16 protein-coding genes and 4 pseudogenes are annotated in these 19,391 nt (G+C 42.0%); 9 read left to right on the forward strand and 11 right to left on the reverse strand.

Annotation, left to right across the window (positions count from 1 at the left end):
- Window positions 1-321 precede the first annotated feature (321 nt).
- The 5 genes and pseudogenes from ABEF84_RS10010 to ABEF84_RS10030 form a co-directional block, all read left to right on the forward strand.
- A pseudogene (locus ABEF84_RS10010) lies at window positions 322-795 on the forward strand (IS982-like element ISAba825 family transposase); the annotation flags it as partial.
- 80 nt (window positions 796-875) lie between these two features.
- Complete coding sequence (locus ABEF84_RS10015; protein WP_347473881.1) at window positions 876-1,739, forward strand: IS982 family transposase; 864 nt, start codon at window positions 876-878, stop codon at window positions 1,737-1,739.
- Between the two features lie 21 nt (window positions 1,740-1,760).
- Window positions 1,761-2,183: pseudogene (locus ABEF84_RS10020) on the forward strand (IS982-like element ISAba825 family transposase); the annotation flags it as partial.
- A gap of 63 nt (window positions 2,184-2,246) precedes the next feature.
- A pseudogene (locus ABEF84_RS10025) lies at window positions 2,247-2,990 on the forward strand (AzlC family ABC transporter permease).
- Window positions 2,987-3,286 carry an AzlD family protein gene (locus ABEF84_RS10030; protein ID WP_034584340.1) on the forward strand — a complete coding sequence of 100 codons (300 nt, stop codon included), beginning with the start codon at window positions 2,987-2,989 and terminating at the stop codon, window positions 3,284-3,286. Before ABEF84_RS10025 ends, ABEF84_RS10030 begins: the two are co-directional and overlap by 4 nt.
- Before the next feature lie 43 nt (window positions 3,287-3,329).
- Here ABEF84_RS10030 and ABEF84_RS10035 read toward each other — a convergent pair whose 3' ends face one another.
- The gene (locus ABEF84_RS10035) at window positions 3,330-3,626 is read right to left on the reverse strand and encodes a hypothetical protein (protein WP_034584338.1); all 297 of its coding nucleotides are present in this window, start codon (window positions 3,624-3,626) and stop codon (window positions 3,330-3,332) included.
- Window positions 3,627-3,802: 176 nt separating this feature from the next.
- The gene (locus ABEF84_RS10040) at window positions 3,803-4,828 is read right to left on the reverse strand and encodes a type I glyceraldehyde-3-phosphate dehydrogenase (RefSeq protein ID WP_034584336.1); all 1,026 of its coding nucleotides are present in this window, start codon (window positions 4,826-4,828) and stop codon (window positions 3,803-3,805) included.
- Window positions 4,829-5,236: 408 nt separating this feature from the next.
- Between ABEF84_RS10040 and alaS the strand changes: the two genes are divergently transcribed.
- The 3 genes from alaS to csrA all read left to right on the forward strand — a co-directional run bounded on the left by alaS (window position 5,237) and on the right by csrA (window position 9,782).
- Window positions 5,237-7,930 (forward strand): alanine--tRNA ligase, encoded by a 2,694-nt coding sequence (alaS, locus tag ABEF84_RS10045; RefSeq protein WP_171077666.1) that lies wholly within the window; start codon window positions 5,237-5,239, stop codon window positions 7,928-7,930.
- 64 nt (window positions 7,931-7,994) lie between these two features.
- Window positions 7,995-9,275 (forward strand): aspartate kinase, encoded by a 1,281-nt coding sequence (locus tag ABEF84_RS10050; protein WP_034584333.1) that lies wholly within the window; start codon window positions 7,995-7,997, stop codon window positions 9,273-9,275.
- Window positions 9,276-9,530: 255 nt separating this feature from the next.
- Window positions 9,531-9,782 (forward strand): carbon storage regulator CsrA, encoded by a 252-nt coding sequence (gene csrA / locus ABEF84_RS10055; protein ID WP_034584332.1) that lies wholly within the window; start codon window positions 9,531-9,533, stop codon window positions 9,780-9,782.
- Window positions 9,783-9,891: 109 nt separating this feature from the next.
- Here csrA and rnhB read toward each other — a convergent pair whose 3' ends face one another.
- The 6 genes from rnhB to yaaA form a co-directional block, all read right to left on the reverse strand.
- Window positions 9,892-10,485 (reverse strand): ribonuclease HII, encoded by a 594-nt coding sequence (rnhB, locus tag ABEF84_RS10060; RefSeq protein ID WP_034584330.1) that lies wholly within the window; start codon window positions 10,483-10,485, stop codon window positions 9,892-9,894.
- Between the two features lie 71 nt (window positions 10,486-10,556).
- Window positions 10,557-10,937, reverse strand: coding sequence for a hypothetical protein (locus ABEF84_RS10065; RefSeq protein WP_034584328.1), 381 nt, complete (start codon window positions 10,935-10,937; stop codon window positions 10,557-10,559).
- A 120-nt stretch (window positions 10,938-11,057) separates the two neighbouring features.
- Window positions 11,058-11,405, reverse strand: a complete 348-nt coding sequence (locus ABEF84_RS10070) for a hypothetical protein (RefSeq protein ID WP_347454862.1) — start codon at window positions 11,403-11,405, stop codon at window positions 11,058-11,060.
- A gap of 62 nt (window positions 11,406-11,467) precedes the next feature.
- On the reverse strand, window positions 11,468-12,469 hold the full coding sequence (locus ABEF84_RS10075) for an adenosine deaminase (protein WP_347473677.1): 1,002 nt from the start codon (window positions 12,467-12,469) through the stop codon (window positions 11,468-11,470).
- 77 nt (window positions 12,470-12,546) lie between these two features.
- Window positions 12,547-13,869, reverse strand: coding sequence for an NCS2 family permease (locus ABEF84_RS10080; RefSeq protein ID WP_034584323.1), 1,323 nt, complete (start codon window positions 13,867-13,869; stop codon window positions 12,547-12,549).
- A gap of 1,128 nt (window positions 13,870-14,997) precedes the next feature.
- Window positions 14,998-15,786 carry a peroxide stress protein YaaA gene (gene yaaA, locus ABEF84_RS10085; protein WP_034584321.1) on the reverse strand — a complete coding sequence of 263 codons (789 nt, stop codon included), beginning with the start codon at window positions 15,784-15,786 and terminating at the stop codon, window positions 14,998-15,000.
- Window positions 15,787-15,911: 125 nt separating this feature from the next.
- Here yaaA and ABEF84_RS10090 point away from each other — a divergent pair.
- A pseudogene (locus ABEF84_RS10090) lies at window positions 15,912-16,542 on the forward strand (alpha/beta hydrolase).
- Window positions 16,543-16,598: 56 nt separating this feature from the next.
- Here the strand turns inward: ABEF84_RS10090 and ABEF84_RS10095 are convergent.
- The 3 genes from ABEF84_RS10095 to ABEF84_RS10105 all read right to left on the reverse strand — a co-directional run bounded on the left by ABEF84_RS10095 (window position 16,599) and on the right by ABEF84_RS10105 (window position 19,364).
- Window positions 16,599-17,818 (reverse strand): IS3 family transposase gene (locus ABEF84_RS10095; RefSeq protein WP_347473678.1). Its coding sequence is split into 2 segments (ribosomal slippage): window positions 16,599-17,485 and window positions 17,485-17,818, totalling 1,221 coding nucleotides; the frame shifts between segments, so codons are not numbered across the junction.
- A complete protein-coding gene (locus tag ABEF84_RS10100; RefSeq protein ID WP_075174500.1) occupies window positions 17,775-18,737 on the reverse strand; it encodes an IS30-like element IS18 family transposase in 963 nt (320 codons plus the stop codon). Before ABEF84_RS10100 ends, ABEF84_RS10095 begins: the two co-directional genes overlap by 44 nt.
- Before the next feature lie 258 nt (window positions 18,738-18,995).
- A complete protein-coding gene (locus tag ABEF84_RS10105) occupies window positions 18,996-19,364 on the reverse strand; it encodes a hypothetical protein (protein ID WP_034583063.1) in 369 nt (122 codons plus the stop codon).
- Between the last annotated feature and the right edge of the window lie 27 nt (window positions 19,365-19,391).

The following is a 19,391-nucleotide window of genomic DNA, read 5'->3' on the forward strand; positions in this document are numbered from 1 at the left end:
TTTATCCTTTATCAAACTGATTTTTCGATATATTTAAGCTCTTCAGAACATCTTATGTTTTTTGTAGCATTCTGATCTTTTACAATTCTGTCCTAAAGGCTTCACAATTTTTTAATGATAAATGCCCAAAAATAATCCAGCATAAAAGTATGAGAGATTGATTCAAATGCCCAAGAAAGCAGCATACGTTGTGGTTGTGGATGATTTAAATTAACAAACATCATTCCTGCACTTCTCACGCCAATCTCAACTTTTTAAGTCATTGAAATAAAAAGGACATAACCTCATTTTAAATCCGTCTATGAAAATAAAATTACAGTTATGTCCACTGAAGAATTTATCATCATTGTCTATTTAATCATAGAGGAAATTTACCCAACTATAGTCTCTGAACCATTAAGAAAACGTGGTTTTCCACCTGCTTTAACCGATATTGAAATTATCACAATGCAAATTGTTGGTGAGTGTCTCAAAATGGATACGGATAAAAGCATATGGATGTTTTTTAAAAACAATTACTTAAGTTGGTTCCCTCATTTAGGTTCATATCCTAACTTTTGTAAGCATTGTGCAAACTTATGGCAAGTTCATCAAAAAATCACAGCCCAATTAACTGCACATTATGGTCAGGATCATATTCATTTTATTGATGGATTTCCTATACCTGTTTGTCGTTATAGTCGAGCAAAAAGACACAAGAATTTCAAAGAACATGCAGGTTTTAGTTATTGTGCTGCACAACAAGAGAAATACTATGGTTTTAAAGGGCATCTTGTAATTAACCTGAGTTCGATATAAAAAAAGAGTAGAAAAAAAGCCCTGTTTTTGTAACATATTGGTTCTCAAGACAAAATGTTATAAAACAAGGCTTCTCAATGGATCATATTACCGAATTATTTTGTATTTTGGATGATTTCTGCAAAAAATTTAATGAATCTTTAGAGAAAGCTTTAATTTCTAATCAAAAAACCAGGTTGAAAAAGTCAGCTTTAAGCTTGTCTGAAGCAATGACCATTGTCATTTTATTTCATCAATCCGGTTTTAGATTCTTCAAATATTTTTATTGCCAAATGATCGTTCCATTCTGGAAATCTGCTTTTCCTAAACTGCTTAGCTACAACCGATTTATTGAAATCATGCCCCGTTGTTTGCAAGCTCTGAGTAGCTTCTTCCATCAGGTGAAAGGAAAAGATACGGGAATCAGTATCATTGACTCCACTAAATTGGTAGTTTGCCATAATCTTCGGATTAAAAGGCATCGTGTATTTAAAGGCTTGGCCGGTCGTGGAAAAAGTAGTACGGGTTGGTTTTATGGTTTTAAATTACATCTCGTTATCAATAATTTAGGTGAAATTATTAATCTCAAGCTGACATCGGGAAATGTTCATGATGTTGCTATATTAGAATCTTTAACTCAAGAATTAAAAGGGATCCTACTCGGAGACAAAGGCTATTTGAGCAAAGCAAAAGCCGAAGCTTTAGCAGCAAGAGGACTGAAAATATTGACCCCATCACGTCGGAATATGAAAAATAAACCCATCCAAACTGAAGAAGAAAAACAATTACTTTGCAGAAGAGGATTGATCGAAACAGTGAATGATCAATTAAAAAATTTACATCAACTTGAACATTCACGTCATCGTTCGGTAAATAACTTCATGGTGAATATCATGGCTGCTGTAGTGGCTTATTGTTTGAACCCCAATAAGCCAGCTTTCCAAAATATGCTAAAAGGTTAAGTGGATTTCATCGAACTCAGGTTAATTAATTTGGAGGGTATGATTACTGGCTATACTTTCGCTCCAGCAAATGTAGATGAGCGTGATGTTGCACCAGAAATCACAGAAAATATTCATGGGTTACTAGGTGCAGATAAAGGTTACTTAAGACCCAGCTTGAAAGAATACTATAAATTTCAGTACGTTGATCTACAAACTCCTTTAAGAAAGAATATGCCGGACTCTAGATCTCAAGAATCAATGAGGTTGCTTATGAGAGCACGAAGGAAAATTGAAACGGTCATTGGTCAATTAACTGATCGCTTTAATATTCAAAAAGTAAGGGCAAGAGATTTATGGCACTTATCGCATCGTTTTATCAGAAAGATTTTGTCACATACGGTCTGCGTCGTTATGAATAAAAAATGTGGTTATTCACCGATTCAATTTGAAAAGCTTATTTAAAGTTGAGATTGGCGTACTTCTTATAAAATAACAGTTTTTTATGACGGTAAACTCAGACCATCTATGTTTCCCATTCAACCACCACCCACTCATTTTGATGCAATACCTATGAGTGAATTCCAGCGTGGTGTGAAAGACTGTACTCCTGTACTGTTAGGTGTAATTCCTCTTGCGCTAGTCTTGGTGCACTTGCGAATCAGAAAGATTTTAGCCTGATTGAAGTGCCATTATTGACCAGGCTAAACTTCGCTGGTGGTTCCGAATTTGCTGTTTTAGAAGCATGGACTAATCCACCTCATTTACTGACTCTGATCTTTTTACTTTTCTGATTAACAGCCGTTATATCCTGCTTAGTGCAACGCTAACACCTTATTTAAGACATCTTCCCAATCGAAAAGTTTTTCTTGCTTTATTTTTTATAGTGGATGAAAGCTGGGCTTTCGGGCTGGCAGATGCACAACGTCGAATAGCACAGTTCGGTTTACGCGATGCCTTTAGCATGACTTATTATGCCGGGCTGTGTTTTGTGCTGTATCTGGCTTGGGTCGGCTTTACCACTTTAGGTGCTTGGGTTGGGCCAGTGTTAGGAGACATTCACCATTTTGGCTTTGATATGGCTTTTCCAGCCATCGTACTGGTTTTGCTGAGAGGCATGTGGAAAGGATTTACCGAAGTCCGCCCTGGTTGGCCAGCTTTGTTTGTGCCGCACTGGCTTATGCATATCTACCCGGCAACTGGTATGTGCTGATTGGTGCACTGTCCGGGATTGCTTCTGCCTTCTGGCTAATTCAGGAGGATGATGCATGATCCAGATGAGCACTTTTATCGCAATTTTATTGGTGGCACTAACGACTTACTGCACCCGGATACTTGGCTATGTCCTACTCAAAAATAAAACTTTGAGTAAACGTCAGCAAAAAATTCTACAAATCATACCGGGCTGTGTACTGGTTTCCATGCTGGTTCCGTATTTTTTACCTGAGCATCCCGTGGATCTGATTGCCATTGTCCTGACCTTATGTGCTGCATCACGCTTTAGCATGCTGCCCACCATCCTGATCAGCATGGTTTCGGCCGCATTTTTACGCAGCCTACTGATTTAAATAACATCTGGACTGTGATCAGTAAGCAAATTCGATCAAGGAATTACTGCTTTGGTTCCACCACTTTTGCCAGTAGCTGCACCAGCTCGGCATTTTGCAGTTCCACTTGTTTCAGTTTCGCTGAAGTCTGATCCAGCACTTCCTGCTGTACATGCATTTTCTTGGCCAGATCCTGCATGATTTCCAAGGTCTTTTTCAGGTTATCTTCCAGATTGGCAACCTTCTGCTCAACCGCCACACCGTCAGACTCAGGACCAATCTCCACCCGGTTGAACTGCAACCAGATTAAAAAAATCACCGCCAGAGTCAGGAGTGTAATAAAGCCCCACATTAATAACATAGCTTTTGCTCTTCTAGTTCGTCGCCTGAGTTTTATCTTAATCAAAAAAATCGGCGGGATTGTAACGATTTTATCGGAATGCCAGACCCGTATATCGACTGGCACAGTGGATTAATTTTCTTTATATATCAATATACTTAAATTATACTGCTATTTAATTTAAAGATTAGAAAGATTTAAGCATTAAAGGAATGACATAAATCCAGTAAACGGTTGGCATAACCCCATTCATTGTCATACCAGGCAAATACTTTGGCCTGCTTGCCAACCACCATGGTCTGGGTCATATCCACAATGAGTGAATAAGGTGAATGGTTAAAATCCGAGGAGACCAACGGCTCATCAGTAATCGACATGATTTCGACATAATCCTGCCGCGCTGCCTGAGTCAGAGCTTCATTCAGTTGATGATCGGTAATCTCCGCCTGCGTGACAAAAGTCAGGTCAATCGCGGCGACATTAATGGTCGGGACACGAATTGAATAACCATCAATCCGGTTTTCCATTTTTGGCATCACGCGTTTTAAGGCACCCAAAGCCGAGGAAGTCGTTGGAATAATATTCTGTCCTGAAGCTCGGGCACGGCGCAGATCTCGATGAGCATGATCCAACACCGACTGATCTGCAGTGACCGCATGAATTTCGGTCATCAGTGCAGTATCAATCCCAAAAGCATCATCAATGATTTTCACTAATGGCACCAAGGCCTGTGTGGTACAAGACACGCTGGAAATAATCTGGTCGCTTTCTCTGACTTCGGTATGATTCACGCCATACACAATTGCAGCATCAACAGTATCAAACGGTGCAGCACCGATAATCACCCGTTTTGCCCCAGCGGTGATATGCTGGGTGGCAGCTGTACGGGAACGGAACAGGCCGGTACATTCCAGCACGACATCAATATTCAGTTCATGCCAAGGCATTTCCGCTGGATTGGCCTGTCTTAACACCTGGACTTTCTGATAGGCATCACGATAGGTCACATGCAGAAAAACACATTCATCTTCATAAGTCAGATCCACCTGCCCTGGAAAACGGCCATGCGTGGTATCGTATTTGAAGAGATGCAGTAAGGTTTCCACATCGGCAACGTCATTAATCGCAACAATGTCAAAATTAAAATCTTTCGGATTTTCAAACCATGCACGCAACACATTGCGCCCGATTCGTCCAAAACCATTAATTGCGATACGTTGCATCGACCTTCCCTACTGCGGCATATAACTTTATGCGCCTATATTAATGGAATTATCCAGCTGACTGATAATTATTCGGTTAATTCCACTAAAAATTACGCAGAATGCCCAATATTTCACCGAAAAATTCATGCTTTATTGCAGGCAATCTGAAGTTTCTGTTCCCGAGATTTGAAATAAATTGCTGTAATGACAATAGCTTTTGATTTTACAGCGCATTTTCCTGAATTTAGCAGCATTCATTCCTTACAGTTTTATGATCTATAAATAGGAAAATCATTGGTTGAACAGGCATTTTCCGTTATAATTTGGCGTTTTTAAAAATTTAAGCCCCGCATTGCAGCAGAGAACCAACCTTCTTGTCAGACTGCCTTGCTTTTGCCAAATCGAAAATTATGGAGTGACTTGGTTGTGAGTACTCGTTTTATGACATCAGCTGAAATTCGCGAAGCTTTTTTAAGCTACTTTGAATCGCAAGGGCATACACGTGTCGCGTCGAGTTCTCTGGTTCCTGCCAACGACCCAACTTTATTGTTTACAAACGCTGGTATGAACCAGTTTAAAGACTGCTTCCTGGGTCTGGAAAAACGTGATTATGTTCGCGCAACAACATCACAAAAATGTGTCCGTGCGGGTGGTAAGCACAACGACTTAGATAACGTGGGTTATACAGCTCGTCACCACACATTCTTTGAAATGCTGGGTAACTTCTCATTCGGTGATTACTTCAAACGTGATGCAATCAAATTTGCCTGGGAATTCCTAACTGGCGACAAATGGCTGGCACTGCCTAAAGACCGCCTGTACGTGACTGTATACGAAACCGATGACGAAGCTTTTGACATCTGGAACAAAGAAGTTGGCCTGGACGCTAGCCGTATTATCCGTATCGGTGACAACAAAGGCGCGAAATACGCTTCTGACAACTTCTGGGCCATGGGTGACACTGGCCCATGTGGTCCATGTACTGAAATCTTCTATGACCACGGTGAACACATCTGGGGTGGCCTGCCTGGCACACCTGAAGAAGATGGCGACCGTTTCATCGAAATCTGGAACAACGTATTTATGCAGTTCAACCGTACTGCGGATGGCGTACTGCACCCTCTTCCAGCACCTTCTGTAGATACCGGTATGGGTCTGGAACGTATTTCTGCCGTTCTGCAACACGTGAATTCAAACTACGAAATTGACCTGTTCCAACACCTGTTAAAAGCTGCTGCTGAAATCATTGGTGTTGATACACGCGAGTTAGAAGTTGCTGCTCAATTAAAAAATGAACCTATACAATACCCTGCTTCACTGAAAGTTGTGGCTGACCATGCGCGTTCTTGCTGCTTCCTGATTGCGGATGGCGTGAATCCTTCTAACGAAGGCCGTGGTTATGTGCTGCGTCGTATCATCCGTCGTGCAGTTCGTCACGGTAACAAACTGGGTGCAACCGGTACTTTCTTCTACAAAATGCTGCAACCTTTGATCGAAGTGATGGGCGCTGCGTATCCAGAGCTTGAAGCAAACAAAGACCGCATCGAAGCTGCATTGATCAAAGAAGAAGAACAGTTTGCTAAGACACTTGAACAAGGTCTGAAACTGCTTGAAGGTGAACTGGCTCAACTGAAAGGTTCGGTGATTCCAGGTGAAACAGTATTCAAACTGTATGACACTTACGGCTTCCCAACTGACTTGACTGCCGACATTGCACGTGAACGTGACCTAACCATTGACGAAGCTGGCTTCGAAAAAGAAATGGAAGCACAACGTCAACGTGCTCGTGATGCTGGTAAATTTGCTATCGACTACAACTCTATTGTCAAAGTTGAAGGCGAAACTCAGTTTGAAGGTTACGATGCAACTGCAGGTCAAGGTCAAATCGTTGCAATCTATAAAGATGGCGAACAGGTTGAAGAAGTGGTTGAAGGCGATGAAGCCCTGATCGTACTGAACCAAACTCCTTTCTATGCAGAAAGCGGCGGTCAGATCGGTGATACTGGTGTATTCAAAAACGATACCGGTATTTTCGAAGTTCAGGATACCAAGAAATCTGGTGGTGCGATCGTACACCAAGGTATCGTGACCATGGGTAACCTGAAAGTTGCACAAAATGTGGAAGCCACTGTAAAAGCTGAAATCCGTGCTGCAACTTCACGCAACCACTCTGCGACTCACTTGCTGCACGCTGCCCTGCGTCAAATCCTGGGTTCACACGTACAGCAAAAAGGTTCTCTGGTTGCTTCTGACATCCTGCGTTTCGACTTTGCCAACGATCAACCTGTTTCATTTGAACAGCTGCAAGAAATCGAACGTCTTGTTAATGCTGAAGTGATTGCTAACACACCAGTAACCACTGAACTGCTCGACATCGAATCAGCGAAAGCCAAAGGTGCGATGATGCTGTTCGGTGAAAAATACGGTGACGAAGTACGTGTCCTGTCTATGGGTTCAATCATCGATGAGAAAAACTTCTCGATCGAGCTGTGTGGCGGTATTCACGTAAAACGTACTGGTGACATCGGTCTGTTCAAAATCATCTCTGAAGGCGGTGTAGCAGCAGGTGTACGTCGTATTGAAGCGGTGACTGGCCATAAAGCGGTTGAAGCTGCACAAAAAGCCGATCGCGACATTCACGCGATCAATGCATTGCTGAAAGCACAAAAAGACCAAACCCTGGATAAAGTTGAAGCACTTGTTGATACCGCATCAAGTCTGCAAAAACAGATCGAGCAATTGAACCAGAAACTTGCTAGCCTACAAGCTGCTGAACTGTTAAATCAGGTTCAGACCATTGCAGGACGTGCAACACTGATCACGACTGTTCAAGGCATGGACGCAAAATCACTGCGCAACCTGCATGATGGTGTGAAATCAAAATTAGAAAATGCAGTAATCGTGCTTGCAGGTGTAGAGGGTGACAAGGTGAGCTTGATCGCATCTGTAGCAAAAGAATTTACTGCTTCTATTAAAGCGGGTGACATCATCAAACACTTAGCTTCCGAGCTAGGCGGTAAAGGTGGTGGTAAACCTGACTTGGCACAAGGTGGCGCGCCACTTAACGAGAAGTTTGCTCCAGTAATGGCTGATTTAGCAGCTTGGCTTGAAGCAAAATAAAAACTTCATTTTGTGTAACTGACCCTGATCGGAAAATCAGGGTCATGGTTTATATGGAACAACTATGGCATTAATCGTTCAAAAATATGGCGGTACCTCAATGGGTACTCCCGAGCGCATTCTCAATGTTGCTCGTCGTGTGAAGCGCTGGCATGACCATGGCCACAAAGTGGTGGTGGTGGTATCAGCAATGAGTGGCGAAACCAATCGTCTGCTTGCTCTCGCGAAGGCCATTACCGAAACCCCTGATCCACGTGAACTTGACCAGATGGTGTCTACAGGTGAACAGGTAACGATTTCCATGCTTGCAATGGCGTTGAAGTCACTCGGTGTTGAAGCTAAATCTTTAACTGGACGCCAGGTTGGTATTAAAACTGACAGCGCATTCACCAAAGCCCGTATTGAATCTATCGATACTGACGTATTGAATGAAAACCTGGATGCAGGCCGCGTGATTGTGGTTGCCGGTTTCCAAGGCTTTGATGCTGATGGCAACACAACCACCCTGGGCCGTGGTGGTTCGGATACTTCAGGTGTTGCACTTGCTGCTGCCCTGAAAGCAGATGAATGCCAGATTTACACAGACGTTGATGGCGTATATACGACTGACCCTCGTGTTGCTCCTAAAGCGAAAAAAGTAGACCGTATTTCTTTTGAAGAAATGCTAGAAATGGCGTCACTCGGTTCTAAAGTCCTTCAAATTCGTTCAGTAGAATTTGCTGGTAAATACCAAGTGCCTTTACGCGTTCTTTCAAGCTTCGATAATGACAACGATGGTGCATTTGACGAAGACTTCAAGAAAAACGTCGGAACTCTTATTACTACTGAATTGGAAGACAACATGGAACAGCCAATTATCTCTGGTATCGCGTTTAACCGTGACGAAGCAAAATTGACTATTTTGGGCGTGCCTGACGAGCCAGGTATTGCATCAAAAATCCTGAAACCAATTGGTGATGCCAATATCGAAGTCGATATGATCATCCAGAACGTGGAAGAAGACGGTACAACTGACTTCACGTTTACTGTAAACCGTGGTGAGCTTGCAAAAGCGAAAGCGATCCTGGAAGAAACTGCACGTAACATCAATGCACGTGAAGTTGCGACTCGTGATGACATCGTAAAAGTGTCGATCGTCGGTGTAGGTATGCGTTCTCACGCTGGTGTAGCAAGCAAAATGTTTACTGCCCTTGCAGATGAAGGCATCAACATCCTGATGATCTCTACTTCAGAAATCAAAATCTCTGTGATTATTGACGAGAAATACCTGGAACTGGCAGTTCGCACACTGCACACTGCTTTCGGTCTGGACCGTGAACAAGGCGAATCATTCGCGCGTGCTTAATCACTAATTTTGTCTCTTAATATCCTGAGCTGATATTAATTTACAAAAGATGATAAAAAATCAGAGCCACTATAGTTTTTACTATGGTGGCTCTGCTATATTAAGGACGAGGATTTATAGAAAATTTAAATAGATGATAATCCCAAGCCAGCTGGTGTGTGGTGATCTGTTCTGATTTTCACTTGTGATTTCAGGTTGTGTTTCAACAAACATTCTAAATTGAATGCACGTTTAGCGTTTTGCAAGGAGATAAACATGCTGATTCTGACTCGCCGTGTCGGAGAAACTTTAATGATTGGAGACCAAGTCAGCGTAACAGTACTTGGTGTCAAAGGTAACCAGGTACGTATTGGGGTGAATGCACCAAAGGAAGTTTCGGTCCACCGGGAAGAAATTTACCAGCGCATTCAGCATGAACGTGCAATGCATGAACATCTTCAACATATCGACCAGGATTACCAACCTTCATACGAAGAAGATACGCATCAGAATAACTACAATCGTTAATTCTGAGAAAAATCAAAAGCGGCCTAGTAGCCGCTTTAATTTTGTCTGCACGTTTAAGATATGTCCATTTAGACATTCTATGTATTTATAATATGTTTGACTAAATACCTTATAGGTCTAGTTCAGCCTGCTCCTGCATCGCAGCAATCGCCTTACGTACTGGCCCAAAACTGCGTCGATGTTCGGAAATCACCCCATGCACGGCAATAGCTTCAAAATGTGCCTTGGTTGGATACCCCTTATGCTTGGCAAAGCCAAACTGCGGATATTTTTGATCCATTTCAATCATCTGATGGTCACGGGTTACTTTAGCCAGAATACTCGCAGCTGAAATCTCGGCATGTAAAGCATCCCCACCGACGATCGCATCACAACTCATCGCTAGACCTTGCGGAATCTTGTTGCCATCGACCAGCACATGATCCGGTGGAATGCTTAAAGCTTCCACTGCACGGCGCATCGCCAGCAAAGAGGCTTGCAGAATATTATGCTCATCGATTTCCGCAGCAGAACTTTCCGCAATCGCCCAGGCCAGGGCTTTTTCTTTGATCTCGACAAACAGCTTCTCACGCTTTTTCTCGGTGAGCTTTTTCGAGTCATTTAGGCCTTCAATCGGATTATTCGGATCCAGAATCACTGCCGCAGCCACCACTGATCCAACCAGCGGTCCGCGCCCTGCCTCATCCACACCTGCAATTCGCATCATCTTTCCTTCAATTGTTCAGCGCAAATAGAAAAGCGGCCAAAGTGGCCGCCAATTTAAGCAACTTCTGCTTAGTTTTTCAAAACTTCAACCACACAGGCATTCAGTGAGTTCGCTACAATTTTAGTCGCTAAAGTAGCCTGAGTCGTTTTGTCCATCGCTGCTACGGCCAGATCCGCTACGGTTACGCTGGTAGTCGCCTTATCTGCCACACATGAACATACTTCTGTTTGTAGCTCAGATTGCTGAGTCTCCGTTAAAACTTTAGAAGCTGTTTTCCAGTAGGTGTTGTTGTTGATTTCAGTGACACATTTCGCCTGTACACCCACTTTCACTGCAGTCATCGCCAGACCGTTTGCGGTATTCCCAGCTGTTGTACCTGTACCATCAGCGGTAACACATGCAGTTAAAATAAAAGCCATTGGGGCAAGAACAGCTGCTAATTTTTTCACTGTAAATCCTTTGTTATAAATTAAAGATGCGCTATTTTGCCGAAATTTACAGCATTAATAAATCACTATTTCGGTCTGGCTGGTCAGTTGCACAATTAAGCAACGCCAAATGAAATCTGCTTACTTCACCAGTTCCTGTACACAACCTTTTAAACTGTTCGCAACCGCCTGACGCGCCACCTGATTCTTGGCTTCTTCACTTACGGTGGCTTTCAGCAAAGTCGTCGCTGGAATATCTTTCAACGCCTTTTCACCAACACAATTACAGACATTATGCTCCAGTTTGGCTTTGTTACCGTCCTGCATCAGGTAAGTTGAAACTTTCCAGATTTTAGAGTCTTTCAGTTCCTGCCCGCATTGATAGGCAATTACCGGTTTCAGAGCTTTCTGGGTCAGGCTCATATCCGACTGGCTATGGGTCCAGAAAGACAAAACTGCCACAGATACCGCCATAATATATTTTTTCATTCACCTACTCTTTCAACAGAAAAAGGCAGAGCGCACCCTACCTTTTCAATCCTACAAAAAAATTAATCGATTGCTTTGATTTTGCTAATCCAGTTGGCCTTATCCGCTTCACTAATGAATGACGCTTCAAAGGAATTGATTGCCAGCTGTTTCAACTCTTCATTGCTCAGATCCAGTGCTTCAGCAATGGCAATAAAGTTGTCATTCACATAGCCACCAAAATAAGCCGGGTCATCTGAATTAACAGTCACGTGCACGCCCTGCTGCAACAGACGATGAATATTATGCTGCTTCATATCATCGACCACACACAGCTTCAAATTTGATAGTGGGCAAACGGTCAACGGCATTTTTTCGGCTATCAAGCGCTGCATTAAAGCAGGATCTTCTTCAGAACGCACACCATGGTCAATACGGTTTACTTTGAGCAGATCCAGGGCTTCCCAGACGTATTCTGCTGGGCCTTCTTCACCGGCATGTGCCACGATCAAGAAACCTGCTTCACGCGCTTTGGCAAACACGCGTTCGAATTTGGATGGCGGATGGCCGACTTCACTGGAATCCAGCCCTACCCCGATAATCTGGTCTTTATAAAGTAATGCTTGTTCCAAAGTTTCAAATGCGGCATCTTCACTAAGATGGCGCAGGAAACACATGATCAGATGTGAAGTAATCCCCAGCTTGTTTTCTGCATCAATACAGGCACGTTTTAAGCCATTGATTACGGTTTCAAAGGCAATTCCACGATCAGTATGGGTTTGCGGATCAAAGAACATTTCGGTGTGCACGACATTATCTTCGGCACATTTTTCAAAATAAGCCCAAGCCAGATCATAAAAATCCTGTTCATGAATCAGGACATTGGCACCGGCATAATAGATGTCCAGAAAAGATTGCAGATTATGGAAATTATAAGCCTGCTTGACTTCTTCGACCGATTTATATGGAATGCTAATTTCATTGCGCTGTGCAATCGCAAACATTAACTCAGGTTCAAAAGTACCTTCGATATGCACATGCAGCTCGGCTTTTGGCAGAGCCTGAATCAACTCAAGACGGTTCATTGTTACTCCTGATTAAACCTGAGAGAAATAAAAAGGGTGTAAACTAAGTTTACACCCCCTTAGCTGAATTTGATGATTTAACCACCAAATAACGCAAATTTTAATGCCCACAGTACTGCTACAATCCAGACCATATACGGTACAGATTTCGCTTTACCTGTCAGCAACTTAATCAATGCATAGCTGATAAAGCCCATCGCAATACCATCTGCAATTGAGTAAGTAAATGGCATGAACACGATGGTCAGGAATGATGGTACCGCTTCAGTAATATCTTCCCAGTCAATGTGCACAATCCCTTGAATCATCAACACACCCACAAACAGCAGTGCGGGTGCAGTGGCAAAACCTGGAACTGATTGTGCCAATGGTGCCAGAAACAGGCAGGCAATAAAAAGCAGACCCACAACAACTGCAGTCAGACCAGTACGGCCACCTGCTGCAACACCGGCAGAAGACTCGATGTATGGTGTAGTTGAAGATGTACCCAGTGCTGCACCGGCAACAATTGCAGAAGAATCGGCAAATAGTGCTTTTTTCAGGCGTGGCAATTTGCCATCTTTTAATAGACCGGCACGGTGTGAAACACCGACCAGTGTACCGGTTGAGTCAAACAGATCCACCAGGAAGAACACAAAGATCACACCGATCAGGCTGGCTGTAAACAGATTGCCAAAGTCCATTTGCAGGAAAGTCGGAGCCAGTGAAGGAATCTCACCAACAACGCCTTGGAACTGGTTATAACCTAATGCGGTTGAAATCGCAGTAATCACCAGAATACTGATAATAATGGCACCACGGACTTTAAAGTGATGCATTACCACAACCAGCAGAAAGCCCAGTAATGCCAGTAATACAGATGGCTGTTTTAAGTCACCCAAGCCCACCAATGTCGCTGGATTATCGACAATGATACCGGCATTTTTCAGCGCAATTAATGCCAGGAACAGACCAATACCACCACCAATCGAGAACTTCAGTGACATTGGAATGGCGTTCACGATGGCTTCACGGATCTTGAACATGCTGATGGCAATAAAGATCAGGCCTGAGACAAACACAGCGCCTAATGCGGTTTGCCAAGGCACTCCCATACCCAAACATACCGAGTATGTAAAGAAGGCATTCAGCCCCATACCTGGTGCAAGTGCAATTGGATAGTTTGCAATAAGACCCATTACAAAACAGCCAATTGCAGCGGCAAGACAGGTTGCAACAAAGACAGCCCCATGATCCATCCCTGTTTCGGATAAAATCATCGGATTGACAATAATGATGTAACACATCGTCAGGAACGTGGTTACACCTGCAAGCACCTCTGTTCGGAAACTGGTTTTGTTTTCACTCAGTTTGAACAGACGTTCAAGCACGTTTTCGGAAGACGGATTAGGAGTCGTCATGACCTAGCCCCTATTGAGTAAACTTTATGCTTTATGCATTCCACTAAATTCACAGACTTAACCATAAATCATTTGCGGAATGTCTTAGCAACGAATATGCCAGCATAGCGATTCGACGGGTCAAATATTCTGACTTACCGGTAAAAACTTTAGCCGGAAGCAGCAACAAAAAAGCTGCATAACCAGATGCAGCCCATGAACACATGAATTGAATCAGTAAGTTACAAGAACATCCTGCTGACCCAATATTTCGTTTTTGGAATTATAACACATTGATTTTTTATTGTTTCTAAAAATTAGCGTTAATTCGTCCGATCACTTTTTACCTGCTGGGAACAACAAATAAAAGTGATGCGTTTTATATATTTAGAAATAGTGCCAACTGACCGAGTGGCTTAATGTTGCGCATGTCTGGCTTCGATTCGCTGTAAGGAATGATTGGCTTCTTCAATGACCCGAATGATTTCCTGCTGGCGTCTATGTTCACTTTGTTTATAAATATAGAAAGCGCTAACACCCACTAATAATGCACAAACTGGAATTACATAACTTTTCATAAATATATGCATTCTTATACATTTTAAAATTGTGCTAATACCATAAATCAAGATTTATGTGATGAGGTATTCAATTATTTATGTGAATTGTTAATTATTTTATTTATTTGTAAATATATTTGCATACTTTTGGTGCATTTTCATTCTTTTTGCCATTCTTCATAATATGTTCACAAACTACAAGATAAAGCGCAAATAGTAGAAAACTTAAAAATTAGATTTAATTTATTGTTTTTATTTAAAATTTTATTTTATCAACCTAAAAATTCTTCAACGTATAAGTATTTATTGTCTTGATTTTTTGCTATAGCGAAAAATTGCAGTCTCATGTATTTTCAACAAGTTATAAAATAAACAACTTAAAAACAGTTGCTTAGCCATCACTTTCCTACTCCTATTGAACCGATTTTTTTCAAACGCTCTAGTTAGTTAAGCTTTAGCCCAATGACTCTTTTTATCGCAGTCAGTTTCTACTGAACACATTTAGTTCTTAATATTTGCACTGATTTAACACATCTATAAAGCAATAAAAAACCACCCGGAGGTGGTCTTTTAAGTCTACTAATGAAAATTAAGCAGCAGCCTGTTCTTGTTCATCACGTTTAAAGACCAGTTCACCTTTTAATGAGCTATCAGCATCAAAGTAATAGCCATCTGTATTAAATGCTTTCAGGTCTTCTATACGCTCAATCTTGTTTTCAATGATAAAGCGTGCCATCAAGCCACGGGCTTTTTTGGCATAGAAACTAATGACTTTATATTTGCCATTTTTCTGATCCAGGAACACCGGCTTGATGATCTCTGCCTTGATTTTGTTTTCTTTGACTGATTTATAGTATTCGTCTGAGGCAATATTCACTAAGAGCTCAGATTGTACTTCCGCCAGATCTTTATTGATCAAGTCAGTTATAATCGTTCCCCAGAAGTCATACAGGTTATGACCACGCGGGTTCGCCAGCTTAGTGCCCATTTCCAGACGGTATGGCATCATCAGGTCCAGGGGACGCAACAGACCATACAACCCCGACAGCATACGCAAATGCTGCTGTGCATAGTCAATATCCTGTGCTTTGAGGTTGTAGGCATCCAGACCGGTATAGACATCCCCTTTAAAGGCAAAAATCGCCTGACGAGCATTGGACAAATCAAATTCTGGCTGCCAGTCACGAAAACGCTCGACATTTAACTTGGCAATTTTTTCACTGACCGACATCAGACTGGCAATTTCTGTTGCAGACAACTTGCGGGCAACTTCAATCAATTCCTGGGAATGTTGCAACAATCTGGCTTGGGTATGCTGATCTATAGGTAAAGCGGTTTCGTAATCGAGTGTTTTTGCGGGTGAAATAAGTGCAAGCATGGCCAACCTGGTTAAAAAATGATGAGTCAAACTATATCAGTCCAGATATTTTAATTCCAATTCATGTTTTTACTGAACACAATCGGTAAAATATAACTTTCTCTCCCTTATTGATCGATTTCCCTATGTCCGAACAAATTTTTCTTCAGGGCCCTGCAGGACAAATTGAAGTTTTTGTGGATTATCCACAGGGTGAAGTGAAAGGATTCGCGATTGTTTGCCACCCTCATCCATTGCAGGGTGGTACACCCCAACACAAAGTTCCCGTGTTACTGGCAAAAATGTTTCAGGAACGTGGCTGCGTAGTGTATCGTCCAAGTTTCCGTGGTTCTGGTCAAAGTGCCGGTGTACACGACGAAGGCTATGGCGAAACGGATGACACCCTTGAGGTGATCAAATTTGCGCGTGCCCAGCATGTCGGCCTACCATTTTTTGCCGGGGGGGTTCAGCTTTGGCGCGCATGTTATTGCAAAATGCTATGCAGCTTTACCTTTGGAATTACAACCAAAGCAGATGATTCTATGTGGCCTGCCAACTGCAACGGTTGCCGGTTTACGCCATTATGTGACCCCACATATTAAAGGTGACATACTGTTCCTGCATGGTGAAGCCGATGACATTACCTTATTGTCAGATCTGATTGAATGGGCTAAACCACAGCACCATTTGCTTACCATCCTGCCCGGTGCAAATCACTTCTTTACCGGTTATCTTAAACAGATGCGAATCGCGATTTCACGATTTTTGACTCTATAAGCACAGTAAATTGTCTTGTCCTGAAATAGATTGACAGTATTCCACTTCAAACCGAGTTAAGCAATTAGCTCGGTTTTTGTTTGCTCATACATCTGATTCGGGGTGTTCATATTTAAACTTAAATGCGGTCTATAACAATTGTAAATCATGATAGATTCCGCAATTAAGTGATCTAACTCCTTCATGGTTTGACATCGCGTGGTTAAAAACTCCTGCTTTAATATTCCATTAATTCGCTCTGCTAATGCATTCTGATAACAGTCCTTGCCATCTGTCATGGAAGGACATATCCCATAATGGCGCAATGCCGATTGATATAGCTCAGAGCAATATTGAGCACCTCTATCTGAATGATGAATCATCCTAGTCGCTCGATCTGTCGCTTGCTGCATCGCCATATGTAGAGCCTGCACAATATTCTCCGCACGCATATCATTCGATAACTTATAACCTTTAATCTGTCGGGTATAAGCATCTGTCACCAAGGATAAATAATGCACACCTTCAGCACTCTCAACATAGGTAATATCACTAACAAAGACTTCATTGGCTTGCACTGCTGCATAATCCTTTAATAAATTTGGATGCTTCTTCATCCAATGCTTGCTATCCGTAGTTTTTGTATAGCGACGCTTAGGGCGAATCAATAAGTTATTTTCTTTCAATATTTTAAATAACTGATCCCGTCCACACTTTAAACCACGTTGCAACAATTTGCCTTTAATAAGCCAATACAGCTTACGTGTTCCGATACTTGGCATGAGACAGCGATATTCCATAACCAACTCAAGTATTTGTTCAGTTGCTTGTGCAGTCATTTGAGCACGTTTTTCTGCTTGATAATAAGCTTGTCGGGTGATTCCCAACCACTGACAATAACGTGAAACGCTTAGTCTTCTTTGGCTTTGCCAATCTTTGAAACGTGCTCGGTATACTTTTTTCCAAGATCAGTCCCACATTCTTTATCAATGTGATAAATCACATCCTGAATAAATTCAGTTTTAAGCTTTTCTGCGGCTAACTGCTTTTCTAATTGGCGGATTCGTTGTTGGGGTGTCAATTGGCGTTTAGAAGAAGTCGGCATATTCGAAGTCCAGTCCTGTTGTCCGTGCTTGCGTAACCATACCAGCACAGTTGATCTTCCTTGAATACCATATTTTGCCTGAGCTTGCTTATAAGTAATTTGCCCTTTTTCTACTTCATGTACCACCATCATTTTAAAGGCGGCGGATTCAAGCGGCAAGTGCAACAGTATAAAAACCAGCCATAACTTCACTCGGTGTATACCAACCTAGCGTTTTTCTAGGACGATGGTTGAGTGCAAATTCTATCTGCTCTATTTGTTCGTTTGACACGTCATCAAACGATGATGATTTTGGCAGATATTGACGGATTAAACCATTCGTATTTTCATTTCTAGCTCGCTGAATAGACTTGTAAGGATCAGCAAAATACGTCTCTATCCCGGCATCAGTAATTCTTTTGTGTTCGGAAAATTCTTTACCATTATCAAATGTCACACTATAAGCATGGCTCATTCGTAAACGATCTAACGCACAAGTAATCGTTTGAGAGGATGCTCTCGTTGATCCTAAATGAACAATATGTACATACAGGCTCTTTCGATCAACAAGGGTTAATAAAGCACCTTTATGATGTTTACCAATCACCGTGTCACCTTCGAAATCTCCTAAACGTTGTCGTTGATCAATGACCTGGTCTCGACAGTGAATACTTGTTTTATCAATGATTTGCCCCCTACGATCCGTGTTTTTGTAACCTCGTTTTCGATATTTCTTCTGATGCCTTAAGTGTAGATGGAGTTTACCGCCTTTTGATTTATCTTGATAAATGTACTGGTAAATCCACTCATGTGAAGGTACATCCAGCCAACCGCGTTGTGTTAAAGCACCTGAAATTTGTTCTGGTGACCAGTCCAAGCCAATTAAATAATCAATATAGGCGAAGGCAAATGCTGTCATTGATGAGGAAGGACGGTACCGTCTTTGACTTGCAAATTTCGCTGCCTGTTGAGCCCTATATCCACGTTGCCCAGTATTTCTTTTTAATTCACGGTAGATGGTTGATCGTGAACGCCCTAACTCCCGAGCAAGGTTAGCGATTGAGCTTTTACTTTTCAAAGTAGCATAAATTTCGTATCTTTCATCTTGAGAAAGTTGGGTGTATTTCTTCATTGTGTGCTTTCCAATTGCGAGTTGAAAAAGTCTAATGATTCTATGAATACACCTAACTTTTTCAACTAACTACAAATGTGTCGCACTTGGGATTTGAATCTGCGGGCAAAGCTATAGTCACGTTGTGTACGTTTAACTCGTTGTTCTCGTTTATGTTCCATAAAATAAGTCTCTTAAGGTGTAAACTTATTTCAGGACGGGACAAATCTATCCAATAAAAAAGTGGCTATTTAGCCGCTTTTTTATTGTGGATCTGGTTTATTTCTTCCACTCAAATTCACTTAATGCTTCCTGCTCTTTTAAAGAAGCTTCTACGGCCTGAGCCAACTGGTTTAATAAACTGGTTTCCGTAATCCGTTCCAGCCAGTCCTGTTCCTCGGCTGGGTAGGAACTAATTTCACAGAGGCAATGTCCTTCTTCATCCTGAGTCGCACAACTTACAGACAGTGGCAGTTCATGTTCTTCCACACTGATCGCAACGGTACCACCACTTTGTGGCAGGGTTTGAAAGCCATATTTTCCTAGCTCGTTTGCCAGAAAGTGAGCAATATACTCCTGAGTCTCTCGACTATTGTTTAACTGTTCTTGGCTTTTTTGAGTATTGGCTCTGAATTGTAATTTACGCATAGCTACATCCAAATGGCTTAGTTCTTA

It is taken from the genome of Acinetobacter sp. ANC 7912 (genome assembly GCF_039862785.1).
Classification (GTDB): domain Bacteria; phylum Pseudomonadota; class Gammaproteobacteria; order Pseudomonadales; family Moraxellaceae; genus Acinetobacter; species Acinetobacter thermotolerans.

Bases quoted from the DNA above. Each gene is read 5' to 3' on its own strand.
- ABEF84_RS10015 (WP_347473881.1), top strand. From the start codon at position 876: ATGGATCATATTACCGAATTATTTTGTATTTTGGATGATTTCTGCAAA.
- ABEF84_RS10030 (WP_034584340.1), top strand. From the start codon at position 2,987: ATGATCCAGATGAGCACTTTTATCGCAATTTTATTGGTGGCACTAACG.
- ABEF84_RS10035 (WP_034584338.1), bottom strand. From the start codon at position 3,626: ATGTTATTAATGTGGGGCTTTATTACACTCCTGACTCTGGCGGTGATT.
- ABEF84_RS10040 (WP_034584336.1), bottom strand. From the start codon at position 4,828: ATGCAACGTATCGCAATTAATGGTTTTGGACGAATCGGGCGCAATGTG.
- ABEF84_RS10050 (WP_034584333.1), top strand. From the start codon at position 7,995: ATGGCATTAATCGTTCAAAAATATGGCGGTACCTCAATGGGTACTCCC.
- csrA (WP_034584332.1), top strand. From the start codon at position 9,531: ATGCTGATTCTGACTCGCCGTGTCGGAGAAACTTTAATGATTGGAGAC.
- rnhB (WP_034584330.1), bottom strand. From the start codon at position 10,485: ATGCGAATTGCAGGTGTGGATGAGGCAGGGCGCGGACCGCTGGTTGGA.
- ABEF84_RS10070 (WP_347454862.1), bottom strand. From the start codon at position 11,405: ATGAAAAAATATATTATGGCGGTATCTGTGGCAGTTTTGTCTTTCTGG.
- ABEF84_RS10075 (WP_347473677.1), bottom strand. From the start codon at position 12,469: ATGAACCGTCTTGAGTTGATTCAGGCTCTGCCAAAAGCCGAGCTGCAT.
- ABEF84_RS10080 (WP_034584323.1), bottom strand. From the start codon at position 13,869: ATGACGACTCCTAATCCGTCTTCCGAAAACGTGCTTGAACGTCTGTTC.
- yaaA (WP_034584321.1), bottom strand. From the start codon at position 15,786: ATGCTTGCACTTATTTCACCCGCAAAAACACTCGATTACGAAACCGCT.
- ABEF84_RS10100 (WP_075174500.1), bottom strand. From the start codon at position 18,737: ATGAAGAAATACACCCAACTTTCTCAAGATGAAAGATACGAAATTTAT.
- ABEF84_RS10105 (WP_034583063.1), bottom strand. From the start codon at position 19,364: ATGCGTAAATTACAATTCAGAGCCAATACTCAAAAAAGCCAAGAACAG.